Here is a 17,904-nt window from a genome sequence, read left to right as displayed (position 1 = left end):
AAGCCTCACATCGAGCGTGAAGCAAGCTCTTTCATGATCTCGTTGGTACCGCCGTAGATGCGCGTCACGCGGGCGTCGGCCCAGAGCTCGGCGATCGGCGTCTCCAGCATGTAGCCGTAGCCGCCGAACAGCTGCAGGCAGGCGTCGGTCAGGCGCGAGGCGAGGTCGCTGCACCAGGCTTTCACGAGCGCGGCGCGGGCCGCGTCGAGCTCGCCCTTCAGGTGGGCCGAGATGGCCGCGTCGACCAGGGCACGTGCGGCCAGCACGTCGCTCTGGGCCTGGGCCAGCACGAAGCGGGTGTTCTGGAAGCTCCAGAGGGTCTGGCCGAAGGCCTCGCGCTGCTTGGCATAGGCAACGGTGTCGTCCAGGGCGCGTTCCATCATCGCGACGGCCTGCACCGCGATGACCAGGCGCTCCTGCGGCAGTTCGCCCATCAGCTGGCCGAAGGCCAGGCCTTCGTGCGCACCCACCAGGTGGGTGGCCGGCACGCGCAGCTCGTCGAAGAAGAGCTCGCTGGTGTCCTGGGCCTTCAGGCCGATCTTGTCCAGGCGCCGCCGCGTCAGGCCGCGCGTGTCGGCGTCGATCTCGGCCACGATCAGCGACAGCCCGCGGGCGCCCGGTGCATCGCCGGTGCGGCAGACGATGACGATGAGGTCGGCGTTCTGGCCGTTGGTGATGAAGGTCTTCTGGCCGCTGATGACGTAGTGGTCGCCGTCCAGCCGGGCCCGCGTGCGGATGGCCTGCAGGTCCGAGCCCGTGCCCGGCTCGGTCATCGCGATGGCGCCCACGCGTTCGCCCGTGGCCAGCGCCGGCAGCCAGCGGGCCTTCTGCGCGTCGTTGCCGTGGTGCAGCAGATAGGGCGCGACGATGGCCGAGTGCACGCTGCCGCCGAAGCCGCCGAGATTGGCTCGCGCCGCTTCCATGACGATGATGGCCTCGTGGCCGAAGTCGCCGCCGCTGCCGCCCCAGGCTTGCGGCATGGCCGCGCACAGCAGGCCCTGGGTGCCGGCCTCGCGCCAGTTGTCGCGCTCCATCAGGCCCGCGTCACGCCAGCCGGCGGCGCGCGGCAGCCAGCGCTCGGTGAAGAAGCGCGCGGCACTGTCCTGCAGCAGGCGGTGCTCTTCGGTCATCCACGTCGAGGGGAAGAGGGGCAGGGGCATGTTCGGATTTGTCTAGATCGCAGGGGCGCTGAATTCCAGCCATAGGCCCGGCTGGTCGAATGTCATCCGGGCCTGCGGCGCGGCGTCCAGCCAGAGCAGGGTGCGGCGTTTCAATGCCGCGCTGCGGCCATCGTCACAGGACCAGTGGCCGGCCTGCAGCGTGAACAGGCCGCAGGACCGCTCTTGCGCGCGCCAGGGCTGGTCCGGCAGCGCCCGGTGCATGGCGGCCCGCCCGCCCCGGCTCATCAGGTTCAGGTCGCGGATGGGGCCCTGCAGCAGACTGCCGAAGGGTGGCGCGGCGCCATCGAATCGCAGCGGCGCGTCGAGCGGCGTCAACGTCACGGTCCGGTGCGCGAATTCGAGCTGCATGCCCCGGCCTTCGACGAGGCTCAGCCAGCGCTCGACACCGGGGTAGTCCGAGAACGGGCCGTCCTTTTCGACGTCGGCCATGGAGATTCGCAGCTGCCAGGCCGCCTCGTCCGGCAGGGCCAGCAGCGTGCGCGTGCTGCCGCCGCCGTTCTTCCAGGCCGTTGGCGCGATCGCTTCGGCATCGATGAGGTGCATCGCCGCGGCCTAGATGCCGACCGCCTCCTCGAGCGTCGCGATCTCCTCCTCGACATAGGCCGCCAGCCGGCCCAGGTTGGGCAGGGCGTCGGTCGCGATCAGGCCGAAGTACAAGGTGCCGGCATAGCTGAACAGCGTGATGTTGAGCAGATGGGTGGCCGGCAGCGTCGACACGGGGTGCATCTCCAGCAGCGGCGCGCCCTTCAGATACAGACGCTCGGCCGGCCCGGGCACGTTGGACACCAGGGTGTTGCCCATGGGCGTGACGACGTCGGCCAGCTTCAGCATGCCGGCGATCTGGCCCAGCAGGCCGGTCAGGATGGTGTAGGTCTCGACGGCCTCGGGCGCGACGGCGTCGATCATGGCCCGCACATTGCGCAGCGAGTAGCCGACATTGCGCAGCCGCACATAGGCGTCGTCAGTCGGCGGCGACAGGTCGACCAGGATGATGCCGATCTTGTTGCCGCCGCCCTTCTCGCCCTCGCGCCGCAGATTGACCGGCATCTGGATGGTGATGGGGCGGTCCAGCTCGATGCCTTCGTCGGCCAGGTAGCGGTGCATGGCGCCGTCCAGGCAGGTCAGGGCGACGTGGTTGAGCGTGGCGCGCGACACCTTGCGGATGGCATCGATGCGCACCATGGGAACGGCCGCCGTGGCGAACTGGCGGCCGGGTGTGGCGTTGCCGGTGAAGGGCGTGCCGCCGCTGGCCATGAAGGGCAGGGCGATGGCGTTCTTGGTCAGCTTGACGGCCTCCAGCGCCAGCATGGCCGTGAGCCGGCCGATGCCGACAGCGCGCTTGCTGTTGGCGGTGAGCTGCTTCCAGACGGTGCCTGCCACGGCCTGGTCCAGGCGCTTCTTGCCCCTCAGGCCAGCACTGCGGCGCGTGTGATCGAGGGTCCAGACCGGTGTGACCGTGTCGTCCTCCGGCGTCGTGCGCAGCGACTCGACGCCCCAGCGCGTCATGGTGATGCCGTCGGCCACCGCGTGGTGCATCTTGTAGTAGATGGCGAACTGGCGGTCCCAGAGCCCGGCGATGACGTGCACCTCCCACAGCGGGCGGCTGCGGTCCAGCACGGGTTCGTGCAGCTCCGAGGTCAGCGCATACAGGGCGTCGCGGTCATTGGCGCCGGCCTTCATCTTGTGGAAGAAGACGTGCTGCGACAGGTCCACCGACTCGGCCGTGCTCCAGCTCGGCATCAGCGTCGGCGAGACGAAGTTGATGACCTGGTCGAAGGGCGGCTGGACGTCGGTGTGCTCGAGGAATTCCTCGTAGAGCTGCTTGGCAAAGTTGGCGCCGCCGCCCTTGGGGATCTGGTGAATGTGCAGGCCCGCCACATGCTTGGGGCTGGCCTCGCTCTCGGCGATGAAGAAGGCGAGGTCGAGCAGGGAAAGGCGGCTCATGGTGTCTCCGTCGTTCTGTTGCGGCCCAGCATAGGCGGGCCCGTGCACCGGTCAAGGCCGGGGATTCACGCGCTTGTGTCGGCGTCGCCGCTTGTTGCCTTGCGCTTGCCGCTGCGGCGTTCCTTGTCGGCCAGGCGTGCCGCTTCCGCCGCGGCGGCCTTGCGGTCTTCCTCTTCGGCCAGCGCCCGGCGCCAGGCCGTCATTTCTTCCGGCGTCTCCAGCGTGATGCGGCCCAGCGAGCCGCCGCGGAAGTCCATCAGCACGGCCTCGGCGGCCTTGTGCATCTGCACGCCGCCGCCCCGCACCTTGGCACCGCGCTTGATGCCGACGGCCTCCAGCACGGCGTCGTCGGCGCCGAGTTCGGCCAGGCCGTAGCGCTCCTTGAGCCGCTCGGGGTAGTGGCGCTTCAGCACCGCGATCAACTCCAGCGCCACTTCGGCCTCGTCGAAGGCATTGCGGCCGATGGCGCCGCTGGCGGCCAGGTGGTAGCCGCTCTGCTCGATGGCGATGCGCGGCCACAGCATGCCGGGCGTGTCGAACAGGTAGAAGCCGTTCTCCAGCACGAACTTCTGCTCGAGCTTGGTGATGCCGGGTTCGTCACCCGTCTTGGCGGCGCGCTTGCCGACCAGGGTGTTGATCAGCGTGCTCTTGCCGACGTTGGGGATGCCGCAGATCAGCACGCGCAGCGGCTTGTGCATGTCGCCGCGCAGCGGAGCGAGCTCGCGGCAGGCCTTGATGAGGGCCCGGGCCGGCGCCTTCTCGCCCGCATCCAGCGCAATGGCGCGGGTGTGGGCCTGGGCGTTGTAGAAGTCCAGCCAGGCGGCGGTCTGGGCCGGATCGGCCAGGTCCTGCTTGTTCAGCACCTTCAGCGACGGCCGGCCGGTCGTCAGCGCGGCCAGCAAGGGGTTGCTGCTGGAACCCGGCAGGCGCGCGTCCAGCAGCTCGATGACCACGTCCAGTCCCGCCTTGACGCGATCCTTGATCGCCTGGCGGGTGGAATTCATGTGGCCGGGGAACCAGTTGATGGGCATGCGCTGAAGGGGGCGGAATACGGGAGGGGCGGATTGTCGGTGGCTTACATCCGGTTGCGGCCACCGGGCCGACCTCCCCCAAGATCTGGGGGTAGTCGTTGAGGTGAGTATGAGATTCGAAGGAGTACTGAGCGCCTGGAACCACGATGCGGGTTATGGCGCCATCCGGCCGAGCGGCGGGGGCGAAGAGGTGTTCGTCGCGCTGGCGGCCTTCCCGACCGATGGCGAAGGCCCGCGGCCGGACGAGCCTTTGAGCTTCGAAATTGTGACGGGGCGTGACGGCCGCAAGCAGGCCGTGAATCTCAAGCGCCTGTCGCGCAGCCACCTCAGCCCGGCCCTGCGGGAAGCCAACGGCGGCGCCCGCATCCGCGCCCGCCAGGCGCAAAAGAAACGGCGCCTGGGCCTGATGGCCGGTGGCGCCGTGGTCATGGTGATGCTGGTGGCGGGCGGCATGCACTGGTGGCACCCGGCGGAGCGGGTGGCAGAGTTGCCGGTGATGAAGCGCTGAGGGTCGTCAGTCCTCAAGCCAGCCGGCTTGCATGCCGGCTGTCCTGACGCAGGCAAGAAAGGCCGCGCAGGCGGCCTTTCTGTCCAGTGTCAGTCCTCGTTCTTGAAGACGAGCTTGACTTCGTGGGTGCCCTTTTCGCCCGGCTCGAACTTCCATTCCATCAGGGCCGACTTCACGGCGCGGTCAAAGACACGCTTGGGCTCGGCTTCGACGATCTCGACGTCGCTGACCTTGCCGTCGGCTTCGATGGTCAGCTTGGCCTTGACCGAGCCGGCGGAGATGCCCTTCTTGGTGGCCTCGGCCGGGAACTCCGGCGGCACCTTCTTGATGACCTTGGGCGTGGCGTGCGCGGCCAGGGCCAGCATCAGGCTGGCAGCGAGGACGGTGGCGGAACGCAGGAATGACATGGCGAACCTCGGGAAGTGGGTGATGGGGTTCAGGCGGCGCGGAAGAAGCCGACCGCCTCGATCAGGCGGGTCGAGCTGTCGCGCAGCGCGTCGGCCGAGCGGCTGAGATCGCCGACCAGGCTGGTGTTCTGCTGGGTGGCCTTGTCGAGCTCGTTCATGGCGCCGTTGACGACGCCCACGCCCGTGGCCTGCTCCTGGGCCGAGTGCGAGATCTCTTCGATCAGCTGACCCATGTTGTTGACTTCGTCGACGACGCTGCGGATGGTGACGCCGGCGTTGTTGACCAGGGTGGTGCCGTTCTCGACCTTGACGGTCGATTCCTGGATCAGCACCTTGATTTCCTTGGCGGCACCGGCCGAGCGCTGGGCCAGGGCACGCACTTCGGCGGCCACCACGGCGAAGCCGCGGCCATGTTCGCCGGCACGGGCGGCTTCCACCGCGGCGTTCAGGGCCAGGATGTTGGTCTGGAAGGCAATGCCGTCGATGACGCCGATGATGTCGCCGATCTTCTTGGAGCTGGCGCTGATCTCTTCCATGGTCTCGACGACCTTGGAGACGACGGCGCCGCCATTGCTGGCCGACTGGCGGGCCGTCACGGCGATGCCGGCGGCGCGGCGGGTCAGCTCGCTGGCGCCCTTCAGCGTGGAGGCGATCTCCTCGACCGAGGCGGCGGTGTTCTGCAGGCTGGCGGCGGAACGCGTCGTGCGTTCGGCCAGGTTGGAATTGCTGTCGGCGATGGAGCCGGAGTTCTGCGCCACTTCGCTGGCGGCGGTGGACACATCGCGCACGACGCCGGACAGGGCGGTCTGCATGTCCTTCATGGCCTGCAGCATCTGGCTCAGTTCGTCGCGGCCTTCGACCTGGATGTCCTGGGTCAGGTCGCCGGCGGCGATGGCTTCGGCGGCCAGTTGGGCCTTGCGGGCCGGGCCGACGATGGAGCGGGAGATGACCAGGAAGCCACCCACGCCCAGGGCCACGGCGGCCAGCACCAGCACGGCGGTCAGCATGACGGCGTTGCGAGCGCGCTCGTTGCCGGCGGTGGCCAGGGCCTTGCCGCTCTCGAACTGCATGTCGACCAGCTTCTTCAGGCCTTCCTGCAGGGCAGCCTGGGCGGGGCGCAGGTCCTGGATCAGGCTTTCGCGGGCCTCGTCGGGCGTGCCGTCGACCTGGATCTTCTGGAACTTCTCGAGGGCGGCCAGGAACTTGGTCTTGTGGCCGCGCACTTCGGCGACCGCAGCCTTCTCGGCGTCATCGGTGACCGCTTCTTCCAGGCTCTTGAGCTGCTTCTCGCCCTCTTCCAGGGCGTCGGCAATGGCCTTCTTCTGCTTCTTGATGGCGCCGGCGGTGTCCAGCAGCAGCAGGTCGCGCACGGCGCGCGAAATGATGTTGACCTGACTCTCGAGGCCATTGGCGGCGCCGATCTTCACGAGGCTGGAGTTCGCGGTGCGATCCAGGTCCTTGGCCAGGCTGTTGGCACTGTTGCCGCCGAAAAAGCCAATGATGATCAGCAGCACGATCAGCAGACCGAAGCTCACCAGAAGGCGCTGGCCGATGCGCAGTTGCGTCAGGAAGTTCATGCGGTATGGGTCCTTGCGGTGGTCTTCGGGTATCGGCGGCGGGCTGCCGCGCTTGAATTCAACGACGACTGTAGGCCTCTCGGCCCTGTTTTTGTGGCCCTACCCAGGGGCCGGCGCGCAGTGTGTCGCGACCTGTGACCATTTGCTTCATGCTTGCGGCAGGCTTGCGTGAAGTCGTTCACGTCGCTTCCCCGTGCTCCGGGGTTGCGCTGTCAGTGTTGGGCGGCAGCGGCGCGCAGCCGCAGGACCTCGACGGCGTCGATTTCACCGGCGCGGTGGCCGAAGGACTGGCGCAGATGGCTGGCCAGGGCGGCCAGGTCCTCGGCGCCGAGCACGCCCGCGAAGGGCGGCATGCCATAGGGGCGGGGATGGCCCGCCGTGGCCGGCGCGAAGCCGCCGCGCTCGATGACGCGGATCAGGTTGGCCGCGCTGGCCTGGGTGATGGTGCGGCTGCCGGCCAGGGCCGGGTAGGCCAGGGCACCGCCGTCGTCGCGCCGGCCCTCGCCGTTGGCGCCATGGCAGGCGGCGCAGTGGTTGCGATAGAGGCCGGCGCCGTGTTCGCGGCGGCGCGGATCGGGGTCGGCCGGATCGGGCCGGGCCACGCCGATCTCGGGCAGGGCGCGCAGATAGCTGCTCATGGCGGCCAGGTCGGCGTCGTTCAGGGCCGCGGTGCTGCCCAGCACGACCTCGCCCATGGGGCCGAGGGCGGCGTGGCCGTCGACATGGCCGTCGCGCAGCCAGCGCTGCAGGGTTTCGGTCGGCCAGCGCTGAACGCCGGCCTCGGCCGGGTCATGCAGGGACGGCGCCACCCAGCCCAGGCCGGCCAGCAGGCCGCCGCGGAAGTCGGCGGCGCCGTGGTCGCCGCCCAGCGCATTGCGGCCGGCATGGCAGGCGCTGCAATGGGCCAGGCCCTGGGTCAGATAGGCGCCGCGGTTCCAGATGGCGTCGCGGGCCGGGTCGGCCTGGTAGCTGCCAGGCTTGAAGTAGAGGACCCGCCAGGCGGCGACGGCGAGCTGGCTGCCCAGTTCTCCATTCATGGGCCAGCGCAGTTCATGCTCGCGGCGGGGGGAAGCCACCGCGGGTTGCGTCTGCAGCCAGGCATGCAGGGCGTCAGCGTCCTCGCGCGTGACCCGGGTGGTGTTGACGATGGGGTGGGCCGGCACCAGCAGGCGGCCGTCGCGGCTCTGGCCGAGGTGGATGGCGCGCCAGAAGTCGTCGGCGCTCCAGCCGGCCAGGCCGGTGGCGTCGGGCGTCAGATTGGACGAGAAGACGGTGCCGAAGGGGGTCGGGATGGGGCGGCCGCCGGCCAGGCGCCCGCCGCCGCGTGCGGTGTGGCAGCCGGCGCAGTTGCCGACGGCAGCCAGATAGGCGCCGCGCTCCAGGTTGACGGGCGCGGTGGACCGGGGCGTCGTGTCGGTCAGGTTGCGTTGCCAGGCGAGCAGCGCCCACGGCGCGGCCAGCACCAGCAGCAGGACCGCGATCAGCACGCGCCTCATGGTTGCAGGCCCCCGCATTGAACCGGCGGTCGGGTGGCCAGCGCGGCAGCCGGATGCGGGTCGGCTGGCAGGGCCTGGCCGGCCAGGAACTGGGTGACGGCGTTGATCTCCGGCTCGGTCAGGGTCTTGGCGATCTGGGCCATGCAGTCGGGCTCTTTGGCCCGCCGCTGGCCGCTGCGCCAGGCGCCGAGCTGGCCATTCAGATAGTCACGCGACAGGCCGAGCAGGCCGGGGATGGCCGGCTGGGTGCCCGTCAGGCGCTCGCCATGGCAGGCCACGCAGGCGGGCAGCTTGCGGGCGGTGTCGCCCTGGCGGATCAGTTGTTCGGCGCGGGCCAGTTCGGGTGCCGGCAGGGCCGGTTTCTGCGGCGGCGGGTAGGGCAGGTCCAGCGACGCGAAATGCCCGGCGAGTTCCTTCAGATAGGCGTCGGACAGCGGCGCGATCAGCTCGCTCATGAGGCCGTAGTCGCGGCGGCCATCGCGGAAATTCAGCAGCTGGTTGTAGAGGTAGCCGGCCGGCTTGCCGGCCAGGCGGGGGTAGTAGCCGTCCGGTGCCGCGCGGCCTTCCTTGCCGTGGCAGCCGGTGCAGGCCAGGGCACGCTGGGCCAGCGTGTCGGGGACGCGGTCGACGGCGCCGGCGGGCAGGCACAGGGCCAGCAGCAGGGAGCACAGGGAGCGGAGCGGGAGAGGCATCGGCTTTCATCTTGCCCGGCTTGGCGGCCCGGCGTAAGGAGCAGATCAGGTCTGGGGCGACCGTATCAGTTCGCCCAGGCGCGCCACGGCGGTTGCCAGCGCGGGTGTCCAGGGCTGGCCGCTGTTCAGGCGCAGGCAGGTGCGGAAGTCGCCGTGGGCGGAGAACAACGGGCCGGGCGCCAGGCTGATGCCCTCGGCCAGCGCGGCGCGCTGCAGGGCCAGGGTGTCATGACCCGCCGGCAGCTCCACCCAGATGAAGTAGCCGCCCTGGGGCAGGCTCACCCGCGTGCCGGCCGGGAAATGCTGCCGCACCGCCGCAATCAGCGCCTGCTGCTGCATGGCCAGGGCCCGGTGCAGGCTGCGCAGATGGCGGTCGTAGTCGCCGCCTGCCAGGTAATGGGCGACGGCGGCCTGGGCCGGCCAGGAGCCCGACAGGCTCTGGCTGAGCTTGGCGCGGCGCAGGGCCGGCGCGAAGCGGCCCGCGGCCACCCAACCGACGCGGTAGCCGGGCGCCAGCGTCTTGGAGAACGAGCCGCAGTGCAGCACCTCGCCGCGGGTTGCGTAGGCCTTGGCGGGCGGCGGCGGGCTGCCGTGGTGCTGCAGTTCGGCGTAGACGTCGTCTTCGATCAGCGGGATGCCGTGGCTCTCCAGCAGTTCGACGAGGACGCGCTTCCTGTCCGGCGGCATCAGGCTGCCGAGCGGGTTCTGGAAGCTGGTCATCAGCCAGCAGGCGGTGGGCCGGTGGCGCTCGATGAGGGCGGCCATGGCGTCCAGGTCGGCGCCTTCAGCCCGGTCGGCGGGCACCTCGACGGCGCGCAGGCCCAGGCGCTCCAGGGCCTGCAGGGCGGCGTAGAAGCAGGGCGACTCGATCAGCACCGCATCGCCCGGGCGGGTCAGCAGCTGCAGCGACAGGTTCAGGCCTTCCAGCGCGCCGTCCGTCAGCACGATCTCGTCGGGCGCGATGCTCAGGCCCTGGCGCAGATAGCGCAGCGCGATCTGGCGACGCAGGCCCTCGTGGCCGCCCGGCAGCTGTTGGGTCAGGTCGGCTGGCCTGATGCCGCGACTGCCGGCCGTGAGGGCGCGGCGCAGCGCGTCCAAGGGGAAGAGATCCGGGCTGATGAAGGCCGAGCCCAGCGGCGCATGGATCTCGTGTCCGCCCGTGCCCAGCAGCTGGAAGACCAGTTCGCTGACGGCGACGGGCTGGGCCTGGTCGGCGGCCGGCCGGGCGGGGGGTGTCGTCTGCGGCGCGACGAAATAGCCCGAGCGCTCGGCCGCCCGCACCAGGCCCAGGGATTCGAGGCGGTGATAGGCCTGGAAGACGGTGGCGGCGCTGCAGCCGCGGCTGGCCTGGGTCTGGCGCACCGAGGGCAGGCGATCTCCGGGGCGCAGGGCGCCCGTGTGGATGAGTCGGGCCAGCTCGTCGGCCAGCCGGCGGTAGCGGGGCGGCTCGGCGCTCACCGCGCGCCGAAGACGGCGGTGCCCACGCGCACCATCGTCGAGCCGGCCCGGATGGCGTCTTCGAGGTCGGCGCTCATGCCCAGGGACAGGGTGTCCAGGGCCAGGCCTTCATCCTTCAAGTTGTTGAAGAGGCGGACCATGGCCTGGTGCTGGGCCAGGGCGCCGGGGCCAGGCTCGGGAATCGCCATCAGGCCGCGCAGCTTCAGCCGGGGCAGGGCGGCGACCTGGCGGGCCAGCGGCGCGACCGCGGCCGGCACGAGGCCGCTCTTGCTGGCTTCCTCGCTGATATTGACCTGCAGGCAGACATTCAGCGGCGGCAACCCGGGCGGGCGCTGCTCGGCCAGGCGCTCGGCGATCTTGAGCCGGTCGACCGAATGCACCCAGTCGAAGCGTTCGGCGACGGGCTTGGTCTTGTTGGACTGCAGGGGCCCGATCAGATGCCACTCGATCTGGCCGCGCAGATCGTCCAGCTCCTCGACCTTGGCGAGACCTTCCTGGACATAGTTCTCCCCGAAGGCGCGGGCCCCCGCGGCGAAGGCCTGGCGGACGTCGGAACCGGGAAAAGTCTTGCTGACGACCAGCAGCTGTACCGCATTGGGTGGACGGCCGGCTGAGACACATGCCTCAGCAATGCGGGTTTTGACGGCTTGGAGGGAATCCGAGATGGCCATAATGAAACGAGCACTCCACGGAACATCATGGACATCACTCAGCTGTTGGCATTCTCGGTCAAGAACAAGGCCTCCGACCTGCACCTCTCGGCCGGCCTGCCGCCGATGATCCGCGTGCACGGCGATGTGCGCCGCATCAATGTCGAGGCCCTGGACCATCGCGCGGTCCATGACATGGTCTACGACATCATGAACGACTCCCAGCGCAAGGTGTACGAGGAGACGCTGGAAGTCGACTTCTCCTTTGAGATCCAGGGCCTGGCGCGCTTCCGTGTCAACGCCTTCAACCAGAACCGCGGCTCGGGCGCCGTGTTCCGGACCATTCCGAGCAAGATCCTCAGCCTGGAACAGCTCAACGCGCCCAAGGTCTTCGCCGAACTGGCGCTGCGCCCGCGCGGCCTGGTGCTGGTGACCGGCCCGACCGGCTCGGGAAAGAGCACGACGCTGGCCGGCATGGTCAACCACCTCAACGAGAACGAATACGGCCACATCCTCACCATCGAGGACCCGATCGAGTTCGTGCACGAGTCCAAGAAGAGCCTCATCAACCAGCGGGAAGTCGGCCCGCACACGCACTCGTTCAGCAACGCGCTGCGCTCGGCCCTGCGTGAAGACCCGGACTGCGTGCTGGTGGGCGAAATGCGCGACCTGGAAACCATCCGCCTGGCGCTGACCGCGGCCGAGACGGGTCACCTGGTGTTCGGCACCCTGCACACCTCGTCGGCCGCCAAGACCGTGGACCGCATCGTCGACGTCTTCCCCGCCGCCGAAAAGGAAATGGTGCGGGCCATGGTGTCCGAGTCGCTGCAGGCCGTCATCTCGCAGAGCCTGTGCAAATTGAAGGACGGCACCGGCCGCGTGGCCGCCCACGAGATCATGCTGGGCACCTCGGCCATCCGCAACCTGATCCGCGAGAACAAGGTCGCGCAGATGTACTCCTCCATCCAGACCGGCAATTCGCAGGGCATGCAGACCCTGGACCAGAACCTGACCGACCTGGTTCGTCGCAACATCATTTCGCCGGCGGAAGCCCGTGCGAAGGCCAAGTTCCCGGAAAATTTCCCGGGCTGATCGGCGCAAAGGACACCCACCATGGAACGCGATCAGGCCTCGAAATTCATCAACGACCTGCTGCGGCTGATGCTGTCGCGCAAGGGCTCCGACCTCTTCCTGACTGCCGAGTTCCCGCCGGCCATCAAGGTGGACGGCAAGCTGACCAAGGTCTCGCCCCAGCCGCTGACGGGTCAGCACACGCTGCAGCTGGCGCGGTCGATCATGAACGACAAGCAAGCGGCCGAGTTCGAGCGCACCAAGGAGTGCAACTTCGCGATCTCGCCGCATGGCATCGGGCGCTTTCGCGTCAATGCCTTCATCCAGCAGAGCCAGGTCGGCCTGGTGCTGCGGACGATTCCCTCCACGCTGCCGACCATCCAGTCGCTGGACCTGCCCGTCGTGCTGCGCGAGGTGGTGCAGCACAAGCGCGGCCTGGTCATCGTCGTGGGCGCCACCGGCTCGGGCAAGAGCACGTCGCTGGCCGCCATGATCGACGAGCGCAACGAGACGACCTATGGCCACATCGTGACCATCGAGGACCCGATCGAGTTCGTGCACCCGCACAAGAACTGCATCGTCACCCAGCGCGAGCTGGGCCTGGACACCGACAGCTGGGAAGCCGCGCTGAAGAACTCACTGCGCCAGGCGCCCGACGTCATCCTGATGGGCGAGGTGCGCGATCGCGAGACCATGGAGCACGCCGTCGCCTTCGCCGAGACCGGCCACCTCTGCATGGCCACCCTGCACGCCAACAGCGCCAACCAGGCCCTGGACCGCATCATCAACTTCTTCCCCGAAGACCGCCGCCAGCAGCTGCTGATGGACCTGTCGCTGAACCTGCGCGCGCTGATCTCCCAGCGCTTGCTGCCGCGCCGCGAGGGCAAGGGCCGGGTGGCCGCCGTCGAGATCCTGCTGAACTCGCCGCTGATCTCCGACCTGATCTTCAAGGGTGAGATCAGCGAGATCAAGGAACTGATGAAGCGCTCGCGCGAGCTGGGCATGCAGACCTTCGACCAGGCCCTGTTCGACCTCTACGAGTCCGGCAAGGTGACGTATGAAGACGCGCTGCGCAACGCCGACTCGGTCAACGACCTGCGCCTGCAGATCAAGCTCAACAGCGAGCGCGCCCGCGCCGGCGACCTGTCCACCGGCACTGAACATTTGACGATTCTCTGAGCATGAGCACCCGCAGCTACGACCCCGTTCCCGCCCGCCGCGTCGCCTTCCTGGGCCTGGGCGTCATGGGCCATCCCATGGCTGGCCACCTGGCGCGCGCCGGCCACCAGGTCACGGTCTACAACCGCACCACGGCCAAGGCCGAGGCCTGGACCCAGGAGTACGGCGGCGCCTTTGCGGCGACACCGGCCGCAGCCGTCAAGGGCGCCGAGTTCGTGTTCTGCTGCGTCGGCAACGACGACGATCTGCGTTCGGTCGTGCTGGGCGAACAGGGCGCGCTGAGCGGCATGACGTCCGGCGCCGTCTTTGTCGACCACACGACGGCCTCCGCCGCCGTGGCCCGCGAGCTTCACGCCGAGGCCGCCAAGCGCGGTGTCGCCTTCATCGATGCGCCCGTTTCGGGCGGCCAGGCCGGCGCGGTCAATGGCGCGCTGACCGTCATGTGCGGCGGCGACGCAGCACCCTTCGACACGATCAAGCCCGTTGCCCTGGCCTTCGCCAAGGCCGTGACCCTGCTTGGCGGCCCGGGCTCGGGCCAACTGGCCAAGATGGTCAACCAGATCTGCATTGCCGGCGTCGTGCAGGGCCTGTCCGAGGCGGTGCGCTTCGGCCAGAACGCGGGCCTGGACATGGCCCAGGTGCTGGACGTCATCGGCAAGGGCGCGGCGCAGAGCTGGCAGATGGACAACCGCGGCAAGACCATGGTCGAGGGCAAGTTCGACTTCGGCTTCGCCGTCGACTGGATGCGCAAGGACCTCGGCCTGGTGCTCGACGAGGCCCGCCGCAATGGCTCACGCCTGCCGCTGACGGCCCTGGTGGACCAGTTCTACGCCGACGTGCAGGCCATGGGCGGCAAGCGCTGGGATACGTCCAGCCTCATCAAGAGGCTCTGAACCGCGCCGTCGGCGCGGTTCGGATTTCAGGACGACTTTTTCGGCGACAGCCGGGCGAGCTCTTCCTCGCTGATGATCTCGAACACCCGCACGACCTTGCGCACGCCGTTGACGCCGCGCGCGATGTCGGTGGCGCGATTGGCTTCGCGTTCGGTGACGCGGCCCATCAGGAAGACCTCGCCGCGTTCGACGACGACGTAGAAGGCGTTGCTCAGCAGGTCGGGCGCGTCGATGAGCGAGGCCTTGACCTTGCTCTTCAGCAGCACGTCGTTGGAGCGGCCGTTCAGCGCGCTGGGCATGGTGACGGCGGTCTCGTTGACCACGCGGGTGACGGTCTCGACACCGCCGACGATGCGTTCCAGCGCCTCGCGATCAGCGTCGGTGCGTGCCTCGCCGGTGATCAGCGCGACGCGGTTGTAGCTGTTGATGTTGGTGTGGACCTTGTCGCCGAGCTGCTCGCGGATGCGGGCGCCGGCCTTGAACTCGATGGTCTCGTCCTCGAGCTGGGTGGCCGAGGTGCGGCGGTCGGTCGCGACGCTGACGCCGCCCACCATCGCGCCGCCGATCAGCAGCGGTGCGCAGCCGGTGGCCAGCGTGCTGGCGAGGACGGCGGCGGTCAGGGTGAGGGTGAGTTTTTTCATCGGTTTTCCGTCAAAGGGGTTATTCGTCGCTGCCGAGCAGTTGCAGGTCGACAGCGTCGGCCAGGGCGTGCAGCAGCACGCGCTGGGCCTCGACAACGCGCGGCTCGCGGCCGTGGCTGACACGGATCTGGATGTCGGTGTCCTGCAGCAGGCCGCGCCACTCGTCGGTGGCGCCCGGGGGCTGGGCGGTCAGCGCAATGATGCTCATCTCCTGGGCATGGGCCACGGCCAGGGCGGGCTGCCAGGCGTCGCGCTGCTCGCGCAGCGGCTCGATCATCACCAGCACGTCGCCCGGATGGCCATGAGCCTGCAGCAGGCGGGCGAGGTCCAGGCCGGCAGCCTCGCGGGCCTGGGCGGCCAGGCTCCAGGCGGCCAGCCCGGGGCGCTCCTGCTCGAAGCGGCCGGCCAGCCGCGCGGCCAGGTAGTCGGCGTCCATGCTGGCCAGGCCCTGGCCGGCGCAGAGGATGCGGTTGCCGCCGGTGATGGCGTCCACCACCATCTGCGCGGCCATCGCCAGGGGCCGTGCCAGTTGCTCGGCGGCTTGGTAGAGCAGGTCGGCGCTTTCGAAGAACTGCTGCTGGATTCTTTGTTCAATCATGCGAGCCGAATCATAGTCAGCGCTTGAACGGCGCCTTTTTGATTGCGGGCCGAGCGCCGGGCCGCTCCCTGGCCGGCCCGCCTTGGACGAGGGGCTCTATTGTTTCAGCCCGCGTCGAAGGCCCCTTGTAACCAGGTGAGTTCGGCGCCGTCGATGGCCACGACGTCGAAGCGGCAGGGTGGCGGGCTGGCGTGGCGCAGCAGATAGTGCTGGGCGGCGTAGATGAGGCGCTGCTGCTTGGCGGAAGTCACGCTGGCGGCCGCGCCGCCGTGCGACGCATCCATGCGGGCGCGTACTTCCACGAACACGAGGGTGCCGTCGCGGTCGGTCATGATGAGGTCGACCTCACCCGCACGGCGGCTGGGGCCGGCGCCGACTCGATAATTCCGCTCCAGCAGGCGCAGGCCGGCGGCTTGGAGATGCGCCAGCGCAGCATCCTCGGCCGCGTCCCCGCGCGTCTTGGTATCCGGTTTTGATCGAGAGCCCCAGTTGAACATTGCCATTTCCGATCAGTCACTGCTGCGCCAGGCCGCTGCGGCTGCGGCCGGCGGCCAGCAGTATCCGGCCGCCACCCTCTATCTCGTGGCGACGCCCATCGGCAATCTCGCCGACCTGAGCCTGCGGGCGATCCACTTGCTCGGCCTCGTGGATGCGCTGGCCTGCGAGGACACACGCCAGGGCGGCGGCCTGCTGCGCCATCTGGGGCTGCACAAGCCGCTGATCGCCGTGCACCAGCACAACGAGCGTGAAGGCAGCGCCGGCGTCATTGCGCGGCTGGCGGCGGGCGAGCGCGTGGCCTATGCGTCCGATGCCGGCACGCCGGCCATCTCCGACCCCGGCGCCGTCCTCGTGCAGGAAGTGGTGGCCGCCGGCTACCGCGTGCTGCCCCTGCCGGGCCCGAGCAGCGCGGCGACGGCGCTCAGCGTGGCCGGCGACACTGCGGCGACGGGCTTTGCCTTCGCGGGTTTCCTGCCCACCAAGGCCGGCGAGCGCCGCACCGCCCTGCAGGCCGTGCTGGCCGTCGAGGGCCAGAGCCAGGTCGTCTTCGAGGCGCCGCACCGCATCGTCGAACTGATCGCCCTGTTGGCCGAACTGGCGCCGGCGCGCCGCGTGACGGTCTGCCGCGAGCTCACCAAGCAGTTCGAGAGCATCCATACCGCGCAAGCCGAGACGCTGCCTGCGTGGATGGCCGCCGACTCGCAGCGTCAGCGCGGCGAGTTCGTGCTGGTGCTGCATGCCCATGCACCCCAGGCTGCGGCCGATGACGATCTGCCGGCCGAAGCCCTGCGCGTGCTCGCCCTGCTGGCGGCGGAACTGCCGTTGAAGCAGGCCGTGGCCCTGGCGGCGCAGATCAGTGGCGCGCCGCGCAACCGCCTCTACGACGCCGGCCTCAAGCTCAAGCGCGGCGGCGACGAGTGAGCAGGCTGCCCGCCGCCAGGCCCAGGGCCAGCAGCAGGGCGGGGGCCGGCTCGGGCACGGCGACGGCCAGCCGGTAGATGTCGCCGTTGATGCCAACGGCGTAGAGCGAGCCGTCGCCGCCTTCGCCGAAGCTGGTCAGCGTGTTGGCGCCGAAAGGCGAGGACAACTGCGTTGCCGTGTTGCCGCTCAGGCTCCAGATGTGGCCGTTGCCGAAGTCGCCGAAGACGTATTTGCCGTTCAGTCCGGCATCGGCGCCGCCGCGATAGACGTAGCCGCCGATGATGGAGTTGGCGCCGTCGACGTGGCCGTAGTCGAACACCGGGCCGGTCAGGTTGGCTGGCACGGGATCGCTGATGCCGGGCGTGGCGATCGTGCCCTCGCGCACCCGCCAGCCGTAGTTGGCGCCGCGACCCAGGCCCGAAGCGGCGGAGGCGAAGTCCACCTCCTCGCGGGTGTCCTGGCCCACGTCGCCTATCCACAGGTCGCCGGTCTGGCGGTCGAAGCTGTTGCGGTAGGGGTTGCGCAGGCCGTAGGCCCAGATCTCGTCGTTGCCTGCCACGCCGACGAAGGGATTGCTCGCCGGCACCGTGTAGCCGCCGCCGGCCAGCGGCGTCACGCGCAGCAGCTTGCCGAGGTTGCTGCTGAGGTTCTGCGCGTTGTTGTTGGGGTCGTAGCCGCTGCCGCCGTCGCCGGTGGCGATGTAGAGATTGCCCGGGTCGGCCGAGCTGAAGCCGATCCAGCCGGCCTTGTGGTTGCTGAAGCCGCCCGTCTGCGCGACGGTGAGGATGGTGCGGGCGCTGGCGACGTCGACACCACCCGACGCGTTGGTCGTGTAGCTCGCGACGACGGTGTTCAGCGTCGTCTTGTCGATGTAGTCGACGTAGAAGCGGCCGTTGCTGGCGAAGCCGGGATCGAAGGCCAGGCCGAGCAGGCCGCGCTCGCCCGCGGTGTTGACGCTGGCTGAGAGGTCCAGCCAGGTGGACACGCTGCCGCCCAGCTGGGTCTTGATGCGCCCGCCCTTCTCGACGACGAAGAGGCGCGCATCACCCGTGGGCGCCGTCAGGAAGACGGGTTGGCTGTAGCCCGAGCCCACGAGGTCGTAGGCGAGGGCGGTTCCGGCGCTGGCCAGGGCCAGCGAGGCGATCAGCAAGGACTTCAT

Annotated in this window: 19 protein-coding genes; 5 read left to right on the top strand and 14 right to left on the bottom strand. The window is 69.4% G+C overall.

From position 1 onward, the window contains the following. Positions 1–5: 5 nt before the first annotated feature. From AC3WOE_RS11305 to ylqF, 4 genes are all read right to left on the bottom strand, one after another. Positions 6–1,160 carry an acyl-CoA dehydrogenase family protein gene (locus tag AC3WOE_RS11305; RefSeq protein ID WP_492690501.1) on the bottom strand — a complete coding sequence of 385 codons (1,155 nt, stop codon included), beginning with the start codon at positions 1,158–1,160 and terminating at the stop codon, positions 6–8. Between the two features lie 12 nt (positions 1,161–1,172). Beyond that, complete coding sequence (locus AC3WOE_RS11300; protein WP_492690500.1) at positions 1,173–1,724, bottom strand: HutD/Ves family protein; 552 nt, start codon at positions 1,722–1,724, stop codon at positions 1,173–1,175. Positions 1,725–1,733: 9 nt separating this feature from the next. Further along, complete coding sequence (locus AC3WOE_RS11295) at positions 1,734–3,125, bottom strand: wax ester/triacylglycerol synthase domain-containing protein (protein WP_492690499.1); 1,392 nt, start codon at positions 3,123–3,125, stop codon at positions 1,734–1,736. Between the two features lie 65 nt (positions 3,126–3,190). Continuing rightward, positions 3,191–4,156, bottom strand: a complete 966-nt coding sequence (ylqF, locus tag AC3WOE_RS11290; protein ID WP_492690498.1) for a ribosome biogenesis GTPase YlqF — start codon at positions 4,154–4,156, stop codon at positions 3,191–3,193. 109 nt (positions 4,157–4,265) lie between these two features. Here ylqF and AC3WOE_RS11285 point away from each other — a divergent pair, with 109 nt between their 5' ends. Next, positions 4,266–4,664: a cold-shock protein gene (locus tag AC3WOE_RS11285; RefSeq protein WP_492690497.1), complete on the top strand. Its 399-nt coding sequence runs from the start codon at positions 4,266–4,268 to the stop codon at positions 4,662–4,664. Between the two features lie 89 nt (positions 4,665–4,753). Here AC3WOE_RS11285 and AC3WOE_RS11280 read toward each other — a convergent pair whose 3' ends face one another. The 6 genes from AC3WOE_RS11280 to AC3WOE_RS11255 all read right to left on the bottom strand — a co-directional run bounded on the left by AC3WOE_RS11280 (position 4,754) and on the right by AC3WOE_RS11255 (position 10,965). Continuing rightward, the gene (locus AC3WOE_RS11280) at positions 4,754–5,071 is read right to left on the bottom strand and encodes an energy transducer TonB (RefSeq protein WP_492690496.1); all 318 of its coding nucleotides are present in this window, start codon (positions 5,069–5,071) and stop codon (positions 4,754–4,756) included. A gap of 29 nt (positions 5,072–5,100) precedes the next feature. Next, positions 5,101–6,648, bottom strand: coding sequence for a methyl-accepting chemotaxis protein (locus AC3WOE_RS11275; RefSeq protein ID WP_492690495.1), 1,548 nt, complete (start codon positions 6,646–6,648; stop codon positions 5,101–5,103). A gap of 212 nt (positions 6,649–6,860) precedes the next feature. Continuing rightward, a complete protein-coding gene (locus tag AC3WOE_RS11270; RefSeq protein WP_492690494.1) occupies positions 6,861–8,144 on the bottom strand; it encodes a c-type cytochrome in 1,284 nt (427 codons plus the stop codon). Next, positions 8,141–8,836 carry a c-type cytochrome gene (locus AC3WOE_RS11265; protein WP_492690493.1) on the bottom strand — a complete coding sequence of 232 codons (696 nt, stop codon included), beginning with the start codon at positions 8,834–8,836 and terminating at the stop codon, positions 8,141–8,143. Before AC3WOE_RS11265 ends, AC3WOE_RS11270 begins: the two co-directional genes overlap by 4 nt. 45 nt (positions 8,837–8,881) lie before the next feature. Continuing rightward, positions 8,882–10,294 (bottom strand): aminotransferase-like domain-containing protein, encoded by a 1,413-nt coding sequence (locus AC3WOE_RS11260; protein ID WP_492690492.1) that lies wholly within the window; start codon positions 10,292–10,294, stop codon positions 8,882–8,884. Next, positions 10,291–10,965, bottom strand: coding sequence for a YggS family pyridoxal phosphate-dependent enzyme (locus AC3WOE_RS11255; RefSeq protein ID WP_492690491.1), 675 nt, complete (start codon positions 10,963–10,965; stop codon positions 10,291–10,293). Before AC3WOE_RS11255 ends, AC3WOE_RS11260 begins: the two co-directional genes overlap by 4 nt. Positions 10,966–10,992: 27 nt before the next feature. Here AC3WOE_RS11255 and AC3WOE_RS11250 point away from each other — a divergent pair, with 27 nt between their 5' ends. The 3 genes from AC3WOE_RS11250 to AC3WOE_RS11240 are packed head-to-tail and all read left to right on the top strand — an operon-like array spanning position 10,993 to position 14,087. Next, on the top strand, positions 10,993–12,036 hold the full coding sequence (locus tag AC3WOE_RS11250; RefSeq protein WP_492690490.1) for a type IV pilus twitching motility protein PilT: 1,044 nt from the start codon (positions 10,993–10,995) through the stop codon (positions 12,034–12,036). Between the two features lie 21 nt (positions 12,037–12,057). Continuing rightward, positions 12,058–13,194 carry a PilT/PilU family type 4a pilus ATPase gene (locus AC3WOE_RS11245; protein ID WP_492690489.1) on the top strand — a complete coding sequence of 379 codons (1,137 nt, stop codon included), beginning with the start codon at positions 12,058–12,060 and terminating at the stop codon, positions 13,192–13,194. A 2-nt stretch (positions 13,195–13,196) separates the two neighbouring features. Next, positions 13,197–14,087, top strand: a complete 891-nt coding sequence (locus tag AC3WOE_RS11240) for an NAD(P)-dependent oxidoreductase (RefSeq protein ID WP_492690488.1) — start codon at positions 13,197–13,199, stop codon at positions 14,085–14,087. Between the two features lie 26 nt (positions 14,088–14,113). Here AC3WOE_RS11240 and AC3WOE_RS11235 read toward each other — a convergent pair whose 3' ends face one another. The 3 genes from AC3WOE_RS11235 to AC3WOE_RS11225 all read right to left on the bottom strand — a co-directional run bounded on the left by AC3WOE_RS11235 (position 14,114) and on the right by AC3WOE_RS11225 (position 15,823). Beyond that, entirely contained in the window at positions 14,114–14,728 is a 615-nt protein-coding gene (locus AC3WOE_RS11235; RefSeq protein ID WP_492690487.1) for a BON domain-containing protein, read from the bottom strand. A gap of 19 nt (positions 14,729–14,747) precedes the next feature. Continuing rightward, positions 14,748–15,326, bottom strand: a complete 579-nt coding sequence (locus AC3WOE_RS11230; protein ID WP_492690486.1) for an SIS domain-containing protein — start codon at positions 15,324–15,326, stop codon at positions 14,748–14,750. A gap of 104 nt (positions 15,327–15,430) precedes the next feature. Continuing rightward, positions 15,431–15,823 (bottom strand): YraN family protein, encoded by a 393-nt coding sequence (locus tag AC3WOE_RS11225; protein ID WP_492690485.1) that lies wholly within the window; start codon positions 15,821–15,823, stop codon positions 15,431–15,433. Here AC3WOE_RS11225 and rsmI point away from each other — a divergent pair. Continuing rightward, positions 15,816–16,745 (top strand): 16S rRNA (cytidine(1402)-2'-O)-methyltransferase, encoded by a 930-nt coding sequence (rsmI, locus tag AC3WOE_RS11220; protein ID WP_492690484.1) that lies wholly within the window; start codon positions 15,816–15,818, stop codon positions 16,743–16,745. The two genes, AC3WOE_RS11225 and rsmI, sit on opposite strands and share 8 nt — an antisense overlap. Here the strand turns inward: rsmI and AC3WOE_RS11215 are convergent. Continuing rightward, positions 16,723–17,904, bottom strand: a complete 1,182-nt coding sequence (locus AC3WOE_RS11215) for a PQQ-dependent sugar dehydrogenase (RefSeq protein ID WP_492690483.1) — start codon at positions 17,902–17,904, stop codon at positions 16,723–16,725. The genes rsmI and AC3WOE_RS11215 overlap by 23 nt on opposite strands.

Source organism: Roseateles sp. FW305-36, assembly GCF_058787015.1.
This window is presented reverse-complemented; position numbering and strand designations above follow the sequence as displayed.

Excerpts from the sequence above, each read along its gene's own strand:
- AC3WOE_RS11270 (WP_492690494.1), bottom strand. The coding sequence starts at position 8,144 with ATGAGGCGCGTGCTGATCGCGGTCCTGCTGCTGGTGCTGGCCGCGCCG.
- AC3WOE_RS11265 (WP_492690493.1), bottom strand. The coding sequence starts at position 8,836 with ATGCCTCTCCCGCTCCGCTCCCTGTGCTCCCTGCTGCTGGCCCTGTGC.
- ylqF (WP_492690498.1), bottom strand. The coding sequence starts at position 4,156 with ATGCCCATCAACTGGTTCCCCGGCCACATGAATTCCACCCGCCAGGCG.
- AC3WOE_RS11300 (WP_492690500.1), bottom strand. The coding sequence starts at position 1,724 with ATGCACCTCATCGATGCCGAAGCGATCGCGCCAACGGCCTGGAAGAAC.
- AC3WOE_RS11250 (WP_492690490.1), top strand. The coding sequence starts at position 10,993 with ATGGACATCACTCAGCTGTTGGCATTCTCGGTCAAGAACAAGGCCTCC.
- AC3WOE_RS11235 (WP_492690487.1), bottom strand. The coding sequence starts at position 14,728 with ATGAAAAAACTCACCCTCACCCTGACCGCCGCCGTCCTCGCCAGCACG.
- AC3WOE_RS11295 (WP_492690499.1), bottom strand. The coding sequence starts at position 3,125 with ATGAGCCGCCTTTCCCTGCTCGACCTCGCCTTCTTCATCGCCGAGAGC.
- AC3WOE_RS11240 (WP_492690488.1), top strand. The coding sequence starts at position 13,197 with ATGAGCACCCGCAGCTACGACCCCGTTCCCGCCCGCCGCGTCGCCTTC.
- AC3WOE_RS11225 (WP_492690485.1), bottom strand. The coding sequence starts at position 15,823 with ATGTTCAACTGGGGCTCTCGATCAAAACCGGATACCAAGACGCGCGGG.
- AC3WOE_RS11215 (WP_492690483.1), bottom strand. The coding sequence starts at position 17,904 with ATGAAGTCCTTGCTGATCGCCTCGCTGGCCCTGGCCAGCGCCGGAACC.
- AC3WOE_RS11275 (WP_492690495.1), bottom strand. The coding sequence starts at position 6,648 with ATGAACTTCCTGACGCAACTGCGCATCGGCCAGCGCCTTCTGGTGAGC.
- AC3WOE_RS11280 (WP_492690496.1), bottom strand. The coding sequence starts at position 5,071 with ATGTCATTCCTGCGTTCCGCCACCGTCCTCGCTGCCAGCCTGATGCTG.
- AC3WOE_RS11230 (WP_492690486.1), bottom strand. The coding sequence starts at position 15,326 with ATGATTGAACAAAGAATCCAGCAGCAGTTCTTCGAAAGCGCCGACCTG.
- AC3WOE_RS11285 (WP_492690497.1), top strand. The coding sequence starts at position 4,266 with ATGAGATTCGAAGGAGTACTGAGCGCCTGGAACCACGATGCGGGTTAT.
- AC3WOE_RS11305 (WP_492690501.1), bottom strand. The coding sequence starts at position 1,160 with ATGCCCCTGCCCCTCTTCCCCTCGACGTGGATGACCGAAGAGCACCGC.
- AC3WOE_RS11245 (WP_492690489.1), top strand. The coding sequence starts at position 12,058 with ATGGAACGCGATCAGGCCTCGAAATTCATCAACGACCTGCTGCGGCTG.
- AC3WOE_RS11255 (WP_492690491.1), bottom strand. The coding sequence starts at position 10,965 with ATGGCCATCTCGGATTCCCTCCAAGCCGTCAAAACCCGCATTGCTGAG.